We start from the raw sequence: 17,077 nt of genomic DNA, 5'->3' as shown, positions 1-17,077 counted from the left end.
CCCGGGCGCTGCCGGGCAGATATCTGGAAAAGGTTACGGGCGTACCGGGGTCAAAACTGGCTCACCGGCAAAGAACGCCTGCAGGTTGCGCAGCACCAAGGCCACCGTGTCGCGCGCGGCTTCTGGAGATTGGCCAGCCACGTGGGGTGTGAGCACGGTGTTGGGCAAGGCCTTGAGTGCATCGGGCACTGCCGGCTCGTCATCGAATACATCCAGCGCGGCGCCAGCCAGCTGGCCACGCTGCAATGCGTCAATCAGGGCTTGCGTGTCGACCACACTGGCACGGGCGATGTTCACCAGATAGCCCTCAGCCCCCAGAGCCTGAAGGACTTGGGCATCGACCAGATGCCGGGTGTTGGCACCTCCGGGGGTGGCCACCACCAGGATGTCGACGGTTTCAGCCAACTGTCGGGGGCTGTCGTACCAGGTATAAGGCACACCCTGGCGTGGTGTGCGGCTATGGTAGCTGACGCGCATGTCGAAGCCCAAGTGAGCCCGCTTGGCGATTGCCAGGCCCACTGCGCCAAGGCCGAGAATGCCCAGGCGTTTGCCACTCACCGAGGGGCTGATCACCCGGTTCCATTCACCGCGCCGCGTGCTGGCATCGGCACGGGGGATGTCGCGCAGCAGCGCCAGCAGCAGGGCCAGGGTGTGGTCGGCGACGGCTGCGGCATTGGCCCCGGCGCCATTGGTGACGGTTATGCCGCGGGCGTCGGCGGCGGCCAGGTCGACCTGCTCGTAGCCGGCGCCGATCACGCAGATGATCTGTAATCTGGGTAATGCGTCAATTTCGGCGGCGGATAGCCCCAGCGGACCACGGGTGAGCACCGCATCGATTTCTTCGGCGTGGCGATGAATGGCATCGGCGCGCAGTTGCGGCGAAGGGGCACGGATCAGGTGGTAACCGGCCTGCTCCAGCATGGGCAGGTAATCGTCGACGGTTTCCACCAGTACCAGGACTGTCTTGCGCATGCCACCTCCGGGTAAATTCGAGGCGTCATTATGCGGAGTCACCGACCGGTACAGTCAATGGAAATAACAAGGCAAAACTGTACTGTGCTGTTGCTGCGTTGCTGCGTTGCTGTTGCTGTTGCTGTTGCTGTTGCTGTTGCTGTTGCTGTTGCTGTTGCTGTTGCTGTTGCTGTTGATCTTGATCTTGATCTTGATCTTCGCGACTTCAGGAGGCCGAACGCAGGCCTTGCGGAGGCAGGTGACGGGCATGGATGCCCGTCAAGCGCTGAGGCCCCAGGATGGGGCCTTCGGCGCGGTCCTGCCGGGAGCAAGGCCGGAGTGAGGGGACCCCGGAGCGCAGCGCAGTGGCCGGATGATGGGAGCGCAGCGTTTTTTGGTTACTTTTTGTCGCGTTTGACAAAAAGTGACTCGCCGTAAGGGCGAAAAGGTGAGTCAGCGTCGCCATCGCGAATGGACTGTTCGCTGAGTCGAAACAGACGAGTTCGCTTCTTGCTTCTTGCTTCTTGCTTCTTGCTTCTTGCTTCTTGCTTCTTGCTTCTTGCTTCTTGGATGTGGGCATCCACATCGAGTAGGTATTCATTCACGCAGGTGGCGCATAGTCACCTTTCCGCCCTTACGGCGGGTCACTTTTTGTCAAACGCGACAAAAAGTAACCAAAAAACGCTGGCTCCTATCATCCGGCCCCTGCGCTACGCTCCGGGGTTCCCTCGCTCCGGGCTTGCTCCCGGGAGGACCGCGCTGCAGGCCCCATCCTGGGGCCCAGCGCTTGACGGGCATCCATGCCCGTCACCTCCCTTCGCAAGCCCTGCGCTCGGCCTCCTGAAGTCGCAATCTGCGTCGCCTGAACTATCGCGCGCTTACAAGCAAAATCAAAAGCAGAAGCATAAGCAGAAGTAAATACAGAAACAGCGTTACTGTGCGAACGCGCGCCCTAACCCACCTGGTACACCGCTGCTGTCAGTCTCCTGCCAAGGCCCATTCGGGCTCAACGACCAGCTCCAGCCGTTATCGAATCGATAGTAGGTACGCTGCCGGTAGAAGGTATTGGGCTGCTTCTCCAACACATATACACCCAGCCTGGGATCCCAGTGGCTTGCCCCACCAGGCGGTGGCGCAAAGCTGGCCGAGGTACGTGGCATGGGCTTGGGTATCGCTGCCGGCTTGCTCGGCTGAGTGGAAGGCTGCCCGCCCGGCAAGGGCTTGACCACCGGCCCCGACGGCGGCACACGCTCGATAGGTGGCGCGGGCTGCTCGTACGGCTCGTGCACCGTACACGCAGACAAACCCAAGGCCAGGGTAATCAGGGTCAGGCGGACGGTGCTATGCATGGCATTGCTCTCTTACTGGTCTGGAGTGTCGATGGTCAGGCGCTGGGTAGCCCGGGTGGCGCTAGGCAACGGAGCACCCCGGCCAATCCATTCACCCTGGGTAGGCTGACCCGCGCGTGAAACACGTGCAACCAGTTGGACTTCGGCAAATTGCGACAGTTTCATCTGCGGCATCATCGCATCAGCATCAGACAACTCTACCTCGATCGGCAACTGCGCCACGGTCACCCGCTTGGCCGCCAGTGGCATCGGCGGGCCATTGCTGGCGCGAGCGAAGATAAACACCGTGTCGTCCGGCTTGACCTTGTCCTTCAAAGCATCCGCCAGCTCCACACGCACTTTCAGGCGAGCCGCCACAGGTGCAGGTTCGGTAGCCTGCGCTGGCGCGCCACCCAGGCGCTCGGCGGCGCGGTCGATACCGCCCTGCAGGGCAGCACGCGATGTATCACCTTCTGGCAACTGCGCCAGCAAGCGCTTCCAGTAGTCGATGGCTTCCTGATAACGCTCGCCTTCAAACGCAGCAATACCGCGCAGGCCCAGGCTGGTCACCTCGTTGGGGTCCGCCTTCAGCGCTTCGTCAGTCAGCGCCTGCAATTGCGGGCTCCACTGCTTGTTGGCGGCAAAGTACAGGGCCTGGGCCCACTGCCCCAGCAGCTCGGGCTGGCGCCCAGCCAGGGCCACGGCCCGTTCGAACGTACGCGCGGCATCGGCCGGACGCTGCTCGGCCATGTAGGCCCGGCCGAGGAAATACATGGCCTCGGCCGAATCCGGCTGGGCCTGCACCACGCGCTCAAGGCGCGTGGTCATTTCTTCCATCGACTTGGGTGCCTCGGCAAATTCCTGGGTCAGCGCCACCTTGTCGGCCGCGCCAAAATGCAGGTACAGCCCCAGCGCCATCAGCGGTACCAGCATTGCCGCCAGCAGCGGCAGGGCCTTGCCCAAATGCCCCTGGCGCGGGGCCTCGGCGCCTTCGGTATCGGCCAGCAACTCGCGGGCAGCCTCGTCCCGGCCCTTGGCCATCTGCGCCTCATCGAGCACACCGGCGGCTTGCTGGGTCGCCAGTTCAGCGATGCGTTCCTGGTAAAGGGCCACGTTCAGGGCCGTGCGGTCTTCTTCCTGCTGGCGACGGCGGCCACGCAGGATCGGGAGCAGCAAAAAGCTGAGGGCAGCGAGCAGCAGCAGGCCCGCGCTAAGCCAGAATTCAATCATGGGTCTGTTCTTTTTCCAGCAGTTTGGCGAGACGCTCGCGTTCTTCGGCAGACAACTCATCGGCGCCTTGCGCGGCCGTGCCACGGCGCCGGCGAACGATCACCGCCAGCACCACGAAGCCACCGACCAGCAAGATCCCCGGGCCAAACCACAGCAGCCAGGTACGCGCGCTGAGCGCCGGCTTGTAACGCACGAAGTCGCCGTAGCGGTCGACCATGAAGTCGATGATCTGCTGGTTGCTCTGGCCTTCGCCGAGCATGCGGAAGATCTCCCGGCGCAGGTCGGCAGCAATCGGCGCGTTGGAGTCGGCAATATCCTGGTTCTGGCACTTGGGGCAGCGCAGTTCCTTGGTCAACTGTTGGTAACGCTCGCGCTCGGCCTCGTCGCGAAACTGGTAGGTGTCGATAGCCGCCTTGGCCACACCGGCCAGGCTCATGCCCAGCACTGCAGCTGCCAGCCAGCGCTTCATGGCTTGGCCTCGTCGATCAGGCCCTGGTACAACGGCGCCAGCTGTTCACGCCAGACCGTGGCATCAACGATGCCCACGTGCTTGTAGCGGATGATGCCCTTGGCGTCTATAAGGAAGGTTTCCGGCGCCCCATACACCCCAAGGTCCAGGCCCAGGCTGCCCTGTTCGTCACGAATATCCAGCTGGTAGGGGTTGTGGAACTCGGCCAACCACTTCTGCGCGGCGGCGTTGTCATCCTTGTAGTTGACGCCATGGATCACCACACCCTGCTGTGCCAGCTGGTTCAGGTACGGGTGCTCGACCTTGCACGACGGACACCAGGTGGCCCACACGTTGACCAGTGCCGGGCGGCCCTGCAAATCAGCCTGAGTCAGGGTACGGTCCCCCTGTGTCGAAGCCAGGGAAAACGCCGGGAACGGTTTACCGATCATTGCCGAAGGCAGCTCGTCGGGCTTGAGGAAAAGCCCCTTGTAGAGGAACACCACCACCAGCAGGAACACTGCAAGGGGCACTACCATGATCCAACGCTTCATGCAGCTGCTCCAGACACGCCCAGGACATCACGCACCCGGGTCTTGACCTTGACGCGGTAGCGCCGGTCGAGGGCCGCCAGCAACCCGCCCAGGCCGGTCAACAGACCGCCCAGCCAGATCCAGCGGACGTAAGGCTTAATATGTACGCGCACAGCCCAGGCGCCATTCTCCAGTGGCTCACCAAGCGCAACGTACAGGTCTCGGGTAAAGCCGGCGTCGATGCCCGCTTCGGTCATCATCGACTGTTGCACGGTGTACAGGCGCTTCTCCGGGTGCAGTGTGGTCACTTCACGACCCTCGCGGCTGACCACGACGGTGCCCTTGTCAGAGATGAAATTCGGCCCCTCGAAGTGCTTGGCGCCCTGGAACAGGAAGTGGTAGCCACCCAGTTCCACGCTTTCGCCCGGCGCCATGCGCAGGTCGCGTTCGGCGCTGTTGTTGCTGGACAGCACCACGCCCAGCGCGCACACCGCCAGGCCCAGGTGCGCCAGTTGCATGCCCCAGTAGCTGCGCCCCAGGCCCGGCAGGCCTTTGACCAGGCCCTTGTGGCGGGTCTTGTCGAAAATGTCACGCAGCCCCCCAAGTACTACCCAGGCAGCCAGGGCGAAGGCCGTCAGTGTCGGCCAATCGAAGTCGTCGACAATAAAGCCGGCAACCGGGGCAAGGATGGCACTGCCGATCAACACCGGGGTCATCATGCTGGCCAGCCATTTGCCCGGGGTGTCCTTCCAGCGCACCACCACGCCCACGCTCATCACCACCATCAGCAGCGCCATCAGTGGCAGGAACAAGGCGTCGAAGTAGGGCGGGCCGACCGACAGCTTGGCACCGGTCAGGGCATCGAGCACCAGCGGGTACAGGGTACCGAGCAGAATCATCGAAGCCGCCACCACCAGCACCAGGTTATTGGCCAGGAGCAGCGTTTCACGGGACCACAGGGCGAAACCGACCTGGCTCTTGACCACCGGTGCGCGCAGGGCGAACAGCGTGAGCGACCCGCCGACCACGAACAGCAGGAAAAACAGGATGAAAATGCCGCGTGACGGGTCGGCGGCAAACGCATGCACCGAGGTCAGCACGCCGGAACGCACCAGGAAGGTACCCAGCAGGCTCAGCGAGAATGCGGCAATTGCCAGCAGCACGGTCCAGCTCTTGAACACCCCGCGTTTCTCGGTCACCGCCAACGAATGGATCAATGCGGTGCCCACCAGCCAAGGCATGAACGAGGCGTTTTCCACCGGGTCCCAGAACCACCAGCCACCCCAGCCCAGTTCGTAGTAGGCCCACCACGAACCCAAGGTGATACCGACACCAAGGAACGCCCATGCAACGATGGTCCACGGCCGCGACCAGCGCGCCCAGGCCGCGTCCAGCCGGCCGCCAAGCAAGGCGGCGATGGCGAAGGCGAAGGCCACCGAGAAGCCCACGTAGCCCATGTACAGCATCGGCGGATGCACGATCAGGCCAAAGTCCTGCAACAGCGGGTTGAGGTCGCGACCATCGGTCGGCACCTGCGGCAGCAGGCGCTGGAACGGGTTGGAAGTAATGATCAGGAAGCTCAGGAAGCCCACGCTGATCATGCCCATTACCGCCAGTACGCGGGCCAGCATCACCTGCGGCAACTGCCGCGAGAACACCGACACGGCAAAGGTCCAGCCGCCGAGGATCAGCGCCCAAAGCAGCAACGAACCCTCATGGGCGCCCCACACCGCACTGAACTTGTAGTACCAGGGCAAGGCGCTGTTGGAGTTGCTGGCCACATAGGCGACCGAGAAATTGTCTGTCATGAAGGCATGGGTCAGGCAGGCAAAGGCAAACACCAGGAAGGCAAACTGCCCCCAGGCTGCCGGCCGCGCCAGGCTCATCCACAGGCTGTCGCCACGCCACGCGCCCAGCAGCGGCACACTGGCCTGCACGACGGCAAAGCAGATGGCCAGAATCATCGCCAACTGGCCAAGTTCGGGGATTATCAGCGCTGCGTTCATGGCTTGGCCTCTGCGCCGGCAGCGGCCTGGCCGCTTTCCTTCAACGCCTTGGTGACCTCGGGCGGCATGTATTTCTCATCATGCTTGGCCAGCACTTCATCGGCTACCACCACCCCTTCGGCATTGAGCTTGCCAAGGGCGACGATGCCCTGCCCTTCACGGAACAGATCGGGGAGGATGCCGCGGTAGGTGATGGGTACCGACTTGTTGAAGTCGGTAACCACGAAACGCACGTCCAGCGAGTCGGCCGAGCGCTGTACCGAGCCTTTCTCGACCATGCCGCCAGCGCGAATGCGCGTGTCCAACGGCGCTTCGCCGTTGGCGATCTGGGTTGGTGTATAGAACAGGTTGATGTTCTGCTGCAATGCGCTCAAGGCAAAGCCGACGGCAACCCCGACGCCGACCAACAGGCCGACGATGAGCAACAGGCGTTTCTTGCGCTGCGGATTCACTGGTTGTTCTCCCGGCGCAAACGGCGCGCCTCTTCTTGCAGATAGCGACGACGAGCCAGCAATGGCGAGGCGACATTCAGTGCCAGCACCACCAGGCAGATGCCATAGGCCGACCACACGTACAGCCCATGGTGGCCCATGGCGAGAAAGTCACCGAAAGTGGCAAAGCTCATTGTGCGGGCCTCCGCCCCAGGCTGTTCAATACTTCGTCCCTGACCCAACTGGCACGTGCTTCGCGCTTGAGCACTTCAAGGCGCATACGCAGCAACAGCACCGCACCGAAAAAGCAGTAGAAACCCAGCGCCGTGCACAACAGCGGCAGCCACATTTCGGCCGGCATCGCCGGCTTTTCGGTAAGTGTGAAGGTGGCGCCCTGGTGCAGGGTGTTCCACCACTCCACCGAATACTTGATGATCGGGATATTCACCACGCCGACAATCGCAAGCACCGCACAGGCCTTGGCCGCACTGTCACGATTACTGATTGCCTGGCCCAGCGCAATAATGCCGAAGTACAGGAACAGCAGGATGAGCATGGACGTAAGGCGGGCATCCCATACCCACCAGCTGCCCCAGGTCGGCTTGCCCCAGATGGCGCCGGTAACCAGCGCCACGGCGGTCATCCAGGCGCCAATGGGCGCGGCACATTGCAGGGCGACGTCGGCCAGTTTCATCTTCCACACCAGCCCCACCACCCCGGCCACCGCCAGCAGCACATAGCAGGACTGCGCCAGCATCGCCGCTGGCACATGGATATAGATGATGCGGAAGCTGTTGCCTTGCTGGTAGTCCTGGGGGGCAAAGGCCAGGCCCCAGGTGATACCGACCAGCAGCAGGAGCACGGCAGCACCGGCCAGCCACGGCAGCATGCGGCCACTGATGGCATAGAACCATTTCGGGGAGCCCAGCTTGTGGAACCACGTCCAGCTTATTTTCATCAGGGTACATCCAGGGTATTTGCCGGGCTTGAGAGCCCGGGACTCGTTATTCGCCGACGCTGATCTTCAGGCCGGCCGCTATCGCAAAGGGTGCCAGGGTAACGGCCAGGGCCGTCAAGCTGGCGAGCCAGAGCAGATGGCCGGTTGCCGGCATATTTTGCAACGCCGCCTGCAACGCACCACTGCCCAGGATCAATACAGGGATATACAACGGCAGAATCAGCAACGCCAGTAACAAACCTCCGCGTTTAAGGCCGACTGTCAGCGCCGCGCCCACCGCACCCAGCAAGCTCAATACCGGCGTACCCAGCAGCAACGAACCGAGCAGCACCGGCAGGCAATGGCTTGGCAGCCCCAGCATCAGTGCCAGCAGTGGCGCCAACAATACCAGCGCCAGCCCGGAAAAGATCCAGTGCGCCAGCACCTTGGCCAGCACCAGCAGCGCCAGTGGGTGCGGCGACAGCACCCATTGCTCCAGCGAGCCGTCTTCGAAATCGCTGCGGAACAGGCCGTCCAGCGACAACAACACTGCCAGCAACGCTGCCACCCAGACCAGGCCGGGCGACAAGGTTTGCAACAATTGGCTTTCCGGGCCGACCGCCAGCGGGAACATGGCCACGACGATGGCGAAGAACACCAACGGGTTGGCCAGTTCGGCCGGGCGACGGCACAGCAGGCGCGCTTCGCGGCGCAGCAACAAAATGAATACGCTCATGCAGCCCATTGCCCCAGGTTCAGTTCACGGTAACCGGAGGGCTTGCGTTCCAGTGTGTGGTGAGTCGTCAGCACCACCGTGCCGCCCTGCTCGCAGTGGGCTGCCAGGTGCGCTTCGAGCTGCGCCACGCCCTGCTTGTCGAGCGCGGTGAACGGCTCGTCGAGAATCCAGAGGGGCGGGCAAGCCAGGTGCAGCCGGGCCAAGGCCACGCGGCGCTGCTGACCGGCTGACAGGGTATGGCAGGGGACGTCTTCGAAACCGCGCAGGCCGACTGCCTCCAGCGCCGCCCAGATCGCCTCGCGGCTAGCCGGCTGGTGCAGGGCGCACAGCCAAGTGAGGTTTTCCTCGGCGGTGAGCAAGTCCTTGATGCCGGCGGCGTGGCCAATCCACAACAGGGCACTGGCCAATGCATGTCGCTGCTCGGCCAGTGGCTTGCCACCCAGCAGAATCTGCCCGGCCGTCGGCTGCATCAGCCCGGCCAGCAGGCGCAACAGGCTGGTCTTGCCACTGCCGTTTGGGCCACTGATCTGCAGCATGTCGCCGGCGCCCAGCTCGAAATCGAGCTGCTCGAACAGCAGGCGCCAGTCGCGCTCGCAGGCCAGGCCCGCGGCTTGGAGGTGAAGGGTCACGGTTTCGCCTTATCTTCAGTAGGGCTTTGGAGCAGCGTCGCCTGTTTCGCGGGTAAACCCGCTCCTACAGGTTCGGCGCAGTATTCGGATACTGCACAAAACCCTGTAGGAGCGGGTTCACCCGCGAAGCAGCAAACACCGCTCCAGAACCCTTGTGTCTCAAGTCGCCCCGCGCGCTGCCGTTATACTGGCAACCACGGGCGCTCGGCATTATTACACGCGCCGCCGCGCTGCCAAGAGGCCGGGCTCGACAGGTTGTATACAATCATGACTGAAATCAATAGTCTCGGCGCACAAAACGCGATCAGCAGCCAAACCATGAAGGCAGGCATGACCGGCGAACTGCTGCGCCTGACCCAGGCGCAGCCCGGTCTGCTGGCCCCCGGCGAAACCGCGCAAGCCGAGGTTGTATCGTTGCGCCAGACGGGCCAGGACTTTCAGCTGGTGCTACGGCTGATGCAGGCCAACGGTGTACAGACCCAGCTACAGGCCAATGCCAGCCAGCCGCTGCCCCAAGGCAGCCAGATCACCGTCAGCCAGACCGAAAGCAATCGCCTTGCGATCATGTTGCAACAGGCAAGCGCCAGCCAGGTGTCCACCCTCACCCAGCTGGACACCAGCAAGGTGCCGGTCGGCACCTTGCTGCAAGGCAAGGTCCTGACCAACCAGCCGCTGGCCCAGGCACCCGGCCAACCGGCCGTGTACCGGGCGCTGGTCAGCTTGCTCAACAGCGCCCAGGCCGGTGCCACACTGAGCATCGACAGCCCGCGCCCGCTGGCCATTGGCAGCCTGCTCAGCGCCCTGGTGCAGGGCGATCAGTCATTGCGCTTCGTGCCGCTCAGCGGCAGGCAGGACCAACTCAGCATTGCCCAACAGCTGCTGACCCAACAAAACCGCCAAGCTTCGCTGCCAGGCCTGCTCAACGCCCTGCAACAACTCACCCGCGACCCAGGCGTCGATGGCGACCTGCGCGCCAGTGCCGAACGCCTGCTGGCCGGCTTGCCGGACGCCCGACAACTGGGCGACGCCAAGGCAGTGGCCCAGGCCCTGAACAACAGCGGCGGCTTTCTCGAGGCGAAGCTGCTGAGTGGATCCACCGCCAGCGTCGCCACCGACCTCAAGGCGCATTTGTTGCGGCTGATGGACCAGGCTCCCGCCCTTGCGGCGGGCGCCACCAATCTCAACCCCGCCAGCCTGGCCGTGACCATGCCGGCACTGGCGCGCAGCGCACTGGGCATGCTCGAGCGGGTCAGCCCCAAGCCGCAGCCGGGAGCTTTCCCGTTACCGTCGCGACTGCTAAAGGCCCTGGAGGACGAGGGCGACCTGCAACAGTTGCTGCGCCTGGCTGCTGCTGCCGTTTCACGCTTGCAGAGCCACGCCATGAGCAGCCTGCAACAAACCGGCACGCTGGAAAACGGCAACCTGCAGACCACCTGGCAAACCGAAGTGCCGATCCGTCACGGCCAGGACTTCATCCCACTGCAAGTCAAACTGCAACGCGAAGAATCCCCGGAACAACAAGCCGACCGCCAATACAAAGCCCAAGACCCTCGGCAAGCCCTGTGGCGCATCGAGCTGGCCTTCGACCTGTCCCCGCTCGGCCCCATGCAAGTACAGGCGCAACTGAGCGAGGGCCGCCTGAGCGGGCAGTTATGGGCGGAGCGCGAGCAGACCGCGCGGTTGATCGAAACCCAGCTTGGCGAGCTGCGCGAGCGCCTGCTGGCCCGGGGCCTGGAAGTCGGCGACCTGGAGTGCTACCCGGGCATTCCGCCGCAGGGGCCACGCACACGTATGGAACAACGCTGGGTGGATGAAACCGCATGAGCGACACGACGCCACGCCAAGCCATAGCGCTGAACTACGACGGCCATCAGGCACCGACCCTCACCGCCAAGGGCGACGAGGAACTGGCCGAGGCCATTCTTGCACTCGCCCGCGAACACGAAGTGCCGATCTACGAAAACGCCGAGCTGGTACGCCTGCTGGCACGGCTGGAGCTGGGCGATCAAATACCCGAGGCGCTGTACCTGACCATTGCCGAGATCATCGCCTTCGCCTGGCAACTGCGCGGCAAGGTACCCGCCGGTTTCGACGATGCGCCTCCGGAAGAGCACGATATCACCCCGCCATTGCCCCTGCTGCCCGGCACTGGCCGGTAACTATCTACCACCCCCTCTCCCACCATGCGCCCAACCTTGTCGGCCTCCCACGTACAAGGTGACCGTCATGATCGACAGCAGAATCAACGCCCAAGGTGTGCAATTCGTAGTAGACCATCTGGCCAACATCCCACGCCCGGACCGCGAAGCGAATCGCTTGATCCGACAGTGGCTTGCCGGGCAAGGTGTGGATATCGACCCCGATCGCGTCGAGGTGGTCACCCTGCACTACCGGCCGGATGACCAAGGGTATGTGGCAGCGGTCCAGCAGACCCAGAGCATGACCCAGGCGCTGCTGGGCAACTGGCAAGGGGAGTCCGATAACAACCTCATCGGGGCGTTGTTCGCCAACCCTTGGGCAGGCACCTTCCCCCAAGGGCCATTGAGGCTGGTCGATCGCCTGCCAGCGCTGGGCTTTGGCCATCAGGGCGCAGCCTTCGAAGTGTACAACGGCCTGTTCCAGCGATCGTCCCCTGCCCGTTACGATGCCTCGACCCACATTCAGGTTCCGGCTGAAGCCTTCCAGCGGTTCATCGAAGCGCTGGACTTTCACCAGCCGTTCAAAGCCATGCTCGACGCTTACTGGCAGGAGCACCAGGACAGTCACCGCCTGGCCAGCAAGCTCAATTTCATCGCCGCCTGCAACGCCCAGGTCAGCCAGGGGCGCCTGAGCGATGCCGCCAGGGAGCTGGCATGGCAAGCCGCCGGCATGATGCCGCAGCGCTTCAAGATACGGGTCAGCACGCTGAGCATCTATGGCTATGCGGCCACCGACCTGCTGTACATCAATGCCCCCCACAGCGATCTGACCCTGCTGTACATGCCAGGCAACAGCTCGCCCTTGCTCGAATTCGCCAGCGAGAACCTGCTCAAGGACTGGGTAGGCGAGCAGTGCAAGGACCCCGCCCGACGCGAAGCACTCAAACAACACTTCAGGCTCGCCGACCGCCCTCAGGGCCTTGATTTCAGCGGCCTGGACACCGCGCTAGAGGGCCTTGGCGACTACCCGGACCGGCACCGCCTGCCGCCGGAACACGGTTATTTCAACGATGATGGCGTCTGGCCTCCCAGAACCTACGTGAATTACAAACCTGGCAAATACAACCCCAAACTGACCGGGGATATGTTCGCAGCCTTGACCGAGCGCCAGCGCCAGCGCAGCTACGACGATGCCGATTTTGTCATCACCACCGATAGCCAGGTTACCAAAGCCAGATGGCGAGGCTACCTCACCAACACGCTCAACCTGCTGGCGCCACTGTGCCTGGTGGTGCCGGGGCTGGCGCCACTGCTGGCGCTCGGAGGTATTGCCCAGTTGGGCCTGGGCCTGGATCAGGTGATCAATGGCCACAGCCTGAAAGCCAAACAGGATAGGGTTGGCGACATCGCCTGGGGGCTGTTCAACGCCGTACCGCTGGCAACGGAGGGCAGCGCAGGCATCAAGGCCCTGTTCGAGTTCAAAAGCGATGGTTTTGTCATGCCGCGCGAGGTCAACGGGCAACTCGGCTATCCGTTGAGCCCGACCAGTCCACCACGGCTTCCCGAGCCAGAAGGCGCAGAGTACTTCCACAACCACCAGCCGATTACACCACTTGACGAAGGTGACCCGGCTGTTGCCGGCGCGGTGATACGCTTGCCGCACTACGATGGCGAACTGGACGACCTGGAATGCAGCATCGAAACCTACAATGCACGCGTGGTCTATGACCTGGAGCACGACGCATTCATCATCAAGGAATCCGTCAACGAGGTCGAGCCGCAAGCCTACATCGCGGTACCTGGCAGCCGTGACCTTGTGGCGCTCGACAGGCAGCGCCCTGTCACCGACGCCATGCGCACCCGCACCTTGCGCGCGTTGGGTGTGGACCTGCCACTGCCAGTAACCATCCCAACACCGGCCCCGGACAGCGCCCCCATCCCCAAACTTATCTCCAGCCTCTGGGTCGGCGACAAAGTCATTAGCGAGCCATTGCTGGCCAACATTGCCTCCAACGCCGCGCGCCTGAGCGACAGTGAATACAGCATGCGCCTGTTTTTGTCGAAGGCTTCGCCTACCGCCTACGAACAAAACGCAAGCCTGTTGGCAGCCCGGGCGCCAGGGCTGCGGGTATTGCCGCTTGAAGAGCAAGGTTTCTTCCGGGCCTTCCGCCAAAGCCGCTATTACGCACAGTACGATGCAGCACTGGATGGCAACGGTGGCATCGCCACCAATTACGCGTCGGCGACGGATGTGCTGCGCTACCGAATGCTGCACCATGAGGGTGGGCTATACATGGACGTAGACGATTTCCTGCTGCCGGACGGCAAGGGCGAAACGATCGATCAGGTCGAACTGCGCACCCCACCCGATGGGCTGCTGCTGCCACCGCCAATGTCCAACGAGAAAATGAGCATGAATTGCCTGTACAACACCAGCCTCATTGGTAGCCACCCCGACAACCCGCTGCTGGATGCGATCTCCGATGAAATGCTCGCACGTTACCAGACCCATGCAGACTTCTACGATAGCCGGCCGAGCCTGGAACAGGACCCGAGCGGTTTCTACCGCTATGCCAATACGCTCAGCTACCTCACCGGGCCGGCGCTGCTCACCGAAGTGGTCGATCGCCATCTACCCGGGTTGCGGACCCTGCGCCAGATCATAAACCTGCACACCATGCCACGCGTCAACAGCTATCCATTCATCAACCCTTCGCAAGCCAATACAGCCCTGAAGCAACTGCTGCCCCTGAACCGATTCGCCGGCGTCGGCGGCAACCATTCCTGGGTTCGCAACTGAACAGCGGGTACTGAACGGGCACGGCGGCACCTTCAGATCGAGCGGCGCGTGGGCGACGCTCGGTTTCCCAGGCGACGAACCTGCTGCCGAGGCTACCTGCCAGCCCCAGTCAAGGAGCCCGGTAAACCTTGCTCATCAACTCCGCCTCGGCCTGGGTCAGGCCGCAGCTCTGGGTCAACTCATCGATACTCGCCCCCATCCCCACCAGCTTGGCCGCCTGGCTAAAGGTAACGTTGCTCGGGTCGCGCTGTTCCAGGCGCTCCAGCCGGTCTGGCAGGGTGGCCACCGCCTCACGCAGCTCATGGATGGCCTCACCCATACGTACGGTAACGTTCTGGTAGTCATCCAGACGCTTGGCCAAGTCCTTGATACGCTGGTCACGCAGCGCATCGCCCTCCGCCTGCTGCGCAGCCAGCTCGCGCTGGCGCTTGCTGTAGTTGAGGAAAAACCACAGGCTCAGCGCCCATGCCAGTGCCAGGAAGATGACAGCAACCTGCAGGATCAACTCAGATGTTCTCCAGCTCGGACCACTCTTCCTCGGTCATCATCTTGTCCAGTTCGACCAGGATCAGCAGCTCGCCATTCTTGTTGCACACGCCCTGAATGAACTTGGCCGACTCTTCGTTACCCACGTTCGGCGCGGTCTCGATTTCGGACTGGCGCAGGTAAACCACTTCGGCCACGCTGTCGACCAGAATGCCGACCACTTGCTTGTCGGCTTCGATGATGACGATACGGGTGTTGTCGGTCACTTCGGTCGGCATCAGGCCAAAACGCTGACGCGTGTCGATCACCGTCACCACGTTACCGCGCAAGTTGATGATGCCCAGCACGTAGCTCGGCGCACCCGGCACCGGGGCGATCTCGGTGTAGCGCAGTACTTCCTGCACCTGCATCACATTGATGCCGTAGGACTCGTTGTCCAGACGGAAGGTAACCCACTGCAGGATCGGATCTTCGGAACCTTGTGCAGACGACTTTTTCATTCCCCTACCCTCAAAATCCGCCGTTGGCGGTATGTTCTGTGTCATTTCTGTTTCGCGTGCATCTGCTTGACCGCGCCGCTGGCGATCAGCTCGGCCAGTGCGGCGACGTCGAGCAGTGCACACATGTGTTCGATTACCGTGCCGGCCAGCCACGGGCGCTGGCCACGCTGGCTGCGCCACTTGATCTCCGACGGGTCCAGGCGCAGCGAGCGGCTGACCTGATGCACCGCCAGCCCCCATTCGTAGCCCTGCACCGAAATCACGTATTGCAGGCCCTGGCGAAAATCATCGCGGTAGCGGTCAGGCATTACCCAACGCGCAGTGTCCAGCACCTTCAGGTTGCCAGCCTGGCAGGTCAGGATGCCGAGGAACCAGTCGGGCTGCCCGAACAGTGGCGTCAGCTCCTGGCCAGCCAGGGTGTAGATCGAGCCCAGGCACACCAACGGCACCGCCAGGGTCAAGCCGGCAACGTCGAACAGCAGGCATTCGAATGGCTCGGCCGCCCATGCCGGACGACCGTCGACAGTGGCCGGCGGTACGGGCAGGTTGGGCGCCGGCAGATGCACATCGACCAGCGGCACAGCCGGTTCCACGGTTTGCTCTTCGACCAGTACCGGAATGCTGGCTTCGGCCACGATCTCCTGCTCGACCACCGTCACCACCGGGGCTTCCACCGGCATCAGGCTCGGCAGTACCGCCAGCCGGGGCTCGGCGAACGGCCGCGGGGCCAGGCTGGCGGCAGCCACGGCGGGCTCAGGCCGGGCCGATTGCCGGGCATCGCGTGCCTGCTCCTCACGCACCGCCTCGGCGAATTCATCCGTCACTGCTGGCGGCTCGCTCAGGTCTTCGGCCTCGGTGGCCTCCTGCAGCAAGCCGTCCAGGTACGATTGCAGGGCCATCTGGGGCCGGGTGCTGGTTTGCCGAGTTTGAGTCATCAGGCCACCTGCACTGCGTTCTTGTAGGTGAGCAGGTGCTTGAGCAGCGCCCTGTAGGCGATCAACCCGCGGCTCTTGCTGTCGAACTGCGAGGGCGTGACGCCCTTGCGACTGGCATCGCGCAAGCGCGTATCCACCGGGATGTAGCCCTGCCATACATGCTGCCCATAGGCATCACGCAGCAGCTTGAGGGTGCCCAGCGACGCCTGGGTACGACGGTCGAACAGGGTCGGCACGATCTGGTACGGCAGCGCCTGCTTGCGCGAGCGGTTGACCATCGCCAAGGTGCCAACCATGCGCTCCAGGCCCTTCACCGCAAGGAATTCGGTTTGCACCGGGATCACCAGCTGCTGGCTGGCGGCCAGGGCATTGACCATCAGCACCCCCAGCAAGGGTGGGCTGTCGATCAGGGCATAGTCGAAATCCTGCCACAGCTGCGCCAGACTCTTGGCGATTACCAGACCCAGGCCATTCTGTCCTGGTGACTGGCGCTCCAGCACCGCCAGCGCGGTACTCGACGGCAACAGCGAAATGCGCTCATCGCTGGTGGGCAGCAGCAATTGCCCGGGCAAACCTTCGGGCACCGCACCCTTGTGCAGGAACAGGTCGTAGCAGCTGTGCTCCAAGGCATCCGGGTTGTGCCCGAAGTAGCTGGTCATCGAGCCGTGCGGGTCGAGGTCGACGACGACCACGCGCTTGCCGGCCTCGGCCAGCAGGCCGGCCAGGGCAATGGTAGTGGTGGTCTTGCCGACGCCACCTTTTTGATTGGCTACTGCCCAGACTCTCATCAAGCAAACTCTATCTATTGATTTGGCAGGGACACTGTAGATACAACTGTCATGCGCAAAACTTCAAAGCTTGCACGCCCCTCAGTGTGAGCGTGCAGGACCGCGAACACCGGCGCAGCCGGTGCCATTCACCGAGTCGCTGGCTTCGCGGGCACGCCCGCTCCCACAGGGTACGGCGGCACATTCAAAATCGTGTTCATA

The 17,077-nt window shown here is 63.1% G+C and carries 18 protein-coding genes; 3 read left to right on the top strand and 15 right to left on the bottom strand.

The features are described from left to right. Positions 1-33: 33 nt before the first annotated feature. From QCL51_RS07635 to ccmA, 11 genes are all read right to left on the bottom strand, one after another. Positions 34-972 (bottom strand): 2-hydroxyacid dehydrogenase, encoded by a 939-nt coding sequence (locus QCL51_RS07635; RefSeq protein ID WP_103462227.1) that lies wholly within the window; start codon positions 970-972, stop codon positions 34-36. A gap of 911 nt (positions 973-1,883) precedes the next feature. Further along, positions 1,884-2,300 carry a hypothetical protein gene (locus tag QCL51_RS07630; RefSeq protein ID WP_021785213.1) on the bottom strand — a complete coding sequence of 139 codons (417 nt, stop codon included), beginning with the start codon at positions 2,298-2,300 and terminating at the stop codon, positions 1,884-1,886. Between the two features lie 12 nt (positions 2,301-2,312). Further along, entirely contained in the window at positions 2,313-3,509 is a 1,197-nt protein-coding gene (gene ccmI / locus QCL51_RS07625) for a c-type cytochrome biogenesis protein CcmI (protein ID WP_021785212.1), read from the bottom strand. Beyond that, positions 3,502-3,978, bottom strand: coding sequence for a cytochrome c-type biogenesis protein (locus QCL51_RS07620; RefSeq protein WP_021785211.1), 477 nt, complete (start codon positions 3,976-3,978; stop codon positions 3,502-3,504). The genes ccmI and QCL51_RS07620 overlap by 8 nt, the downstream gene beginning before the upstream one ends. Continuing rightward, positions 3,975-4,511, bottom strand: a complete 537-nt coding sequence (locus tag QCL51_RS07615; protein ID WP_103469881.1) for a DsbE family thiol:disulfide interchange protein — start codon at positions 4,509-4,511, stop codon at positions 3,975-3,977. The genes QCL51_RS07620 and QCL51_RS07615 overlap by 4 nt, the downstream gene beginning before the upstream one ends. Next, on the bottom strand, positions 4,508-6,481 hold the full coding sequence (locus QCL51_RS07610; RefSeq protein WP_189638497.1) for a heme lyase CcmF/NrfE family subunit: 1,974 nt from the start codon (positions 6,479-6,481) through the stop codon (positions 4,508-4,510). Before QCL51_RS07610 ends, QCL51_RS07615 begins: the two co-directional genes overlap by 4 nt. Before the next feature lie 11 nt (positions 6,482-6,492). Then, positions 6,493-6,948, bottom strand: coding sequence for a cytochrome c maturation protein CcmE (ccmE, locus tag QCL51_RS07605; protein ID WP_021785209.1), 456 nt, complete (start codon positions 6,946-6,948; stop codon positions 6,493-6,495). After that, a complete protein-coding gene (gene ccmD, locus QCL51_RS07600; RefSeq protein ID WP_021785208.1) occupies positions 6,945-7,121 on the bottom strand; it encodes a heme exporter protein CcmD in 177 nt (58 codons plus the stop codon). Before ccmD ends, ccmE begins: the two co-directional genes overlap by 4 nt. After that, positions 7,118-7,885: a heme ABC transporter permease gene (locus QCL51_RS07595; RefSeq protein ID WP_021785207.1), complete on the bottom strand. Its 768-nt coding sequence runs from the start codon at positions 7,883-7,885 to the stop codon at positions 7,118-7,120. The genes ccmD and QCL51_RS07595 overlap by 4 nt, the downstream gene beginning before the upstream one ends. Before the next feature lie 46 nt (positions 7,886-7,931). After that, on the bottom strand, positions 7,932-8,609 hold the full coding sequence (ccmB, locus tag QCL51_RS07590) for a heme exporter protein CcmB (protein WP_021785206.1): 678 nt from the start codon (positions 8,607-8,609) through the stop codon (positions 7,932-7,934). Beyond that, entirely contained in the window at positions 8,597-9,229 is a 633-nt protein-coding gene (gene ccmA, locus QCL51_RS07585; protein WP_003254385.1) for a cytochrome c biogenesis heme-transporting ATPase CcmA, read from the bottom strand. Before ccmA ends, ccmB begins: the two co-directional genes overlap by 13 nt. Before the next feature lie 267 nt (positions 9,230-9,496). On the opposite strand from ccmA, the gene QCL51_RS07580 reads away from it, so the two are divergent. From QCL51_RS07580 to QCL51_RS07570, 3 genes are all read left to right on the top strand, one after another. Further along, positions 9,497-11,053, top strand: a complete 1,557-nt coding sequence (locus QCL51_RS07580) for a flagellar hook-length control protein FliK (RefSeq protein WP_338444723.1) — start codon at positions 9,497-9,499, stop codon at positions 11,051-11,053. After that, complete coding sequence (locus QCL51_RS07575) at positions 11,050-11,388, top strand: EscU/YscU/HrcU family type III secretion system export apparatus switch protein (RefSeq protein WP_101196516.1); 339 nt, start codon at positions 11,050-11,052, stop codon at positions 11,386-11,388. Before QCL51_RS07580 ends, QCL51_RS07575 begins: the two co-directional genes overlap by 4 nt. Before the next feature lie 67 nt (positions 11,389-11,455). After that, a complete protein-coding gene (locus tag QCL51_RS07570) occupies positions 11,456-14,167 on the top strand; it encodes a DUF6543 domain-containing protein (protein ID WP_338444722.1) in 2,712 nt (903 codons plus the stop codon). Between the two features lie 109 nt (positions 14,168-14,276). On the opposite strand, the gene QCL51_RS07565 is transcribed toward QCL51_RS07570, so the two are convergent. Genes QCL51_RS07565 through QCL51_RS07550 form a run of 4 tightly spaced genes read right to left on the bottom strand, consistent with a single transcriptional unit; the run spans position 14,277 to position 16,876 of the window. Next, the gene (locus tag QCL51_RS07565) at positions 14,277-14,672 is read right to left on the bottom strand and encodes a DUF2802 domain-containing protein (protein ID WP_021785202.1); all 396 of its coding nucleotides are present in this window, start codon (positions 14,670-14,672) and stop codon (positions 14,277-14,279) included. Position 14,673: 1 nt separating this feature from the next. Next, entirely contained in the window at positions 14,674-15,153 is a 480-nt protein-coding gene (locus QCL51_RS07560; protein WP_003254393.1) for a chemotaxis protein CheW, read from the bottom strand. Between the two features lie 41 nt (positions 15,154-15,194). Then, positions 15,195-16,088 (bottom strand): CheW domain-containing protein, encoded by an 894-nt coding sequence (locus tag QCL51_RS07555; protein ID WP_021785201.1) that lies wholly within the window; start codon positions 16,086-16,088, stop codon positions 15,195-15,197. Further along, positions 16,088-16,876, bottom strand: a complete 789-nt coding sequence (locus QCL51_RS07550; protein ID WP_021785200.1) for a ParA family protein — start codon at positions 16,874-16,876, stop codon at positions 16,088-16,090. The genes QCL51_RS07555 and QCL51_RS07550 overlap by 1 nt, the downstream gene beginning before the upstream one ends. Positions 16,877-17,077: the final 201 nt, after the last annotated feature.

The organism is Pseudomonas sp. LTR0 (genome assembly GCF_036630035.1).
GTDB lineage: Bacteria > Pseudomonadota > Gammaproteobacteria > Pseudomonadales > Pseudomonadaceae > Aquipseudomonas > Aquipseudomonas putida_Y.
Note: the sequence above shows the minus strand (reverse complement) of the source record. Positions and strands in the feature narration are given on the sequence as shown.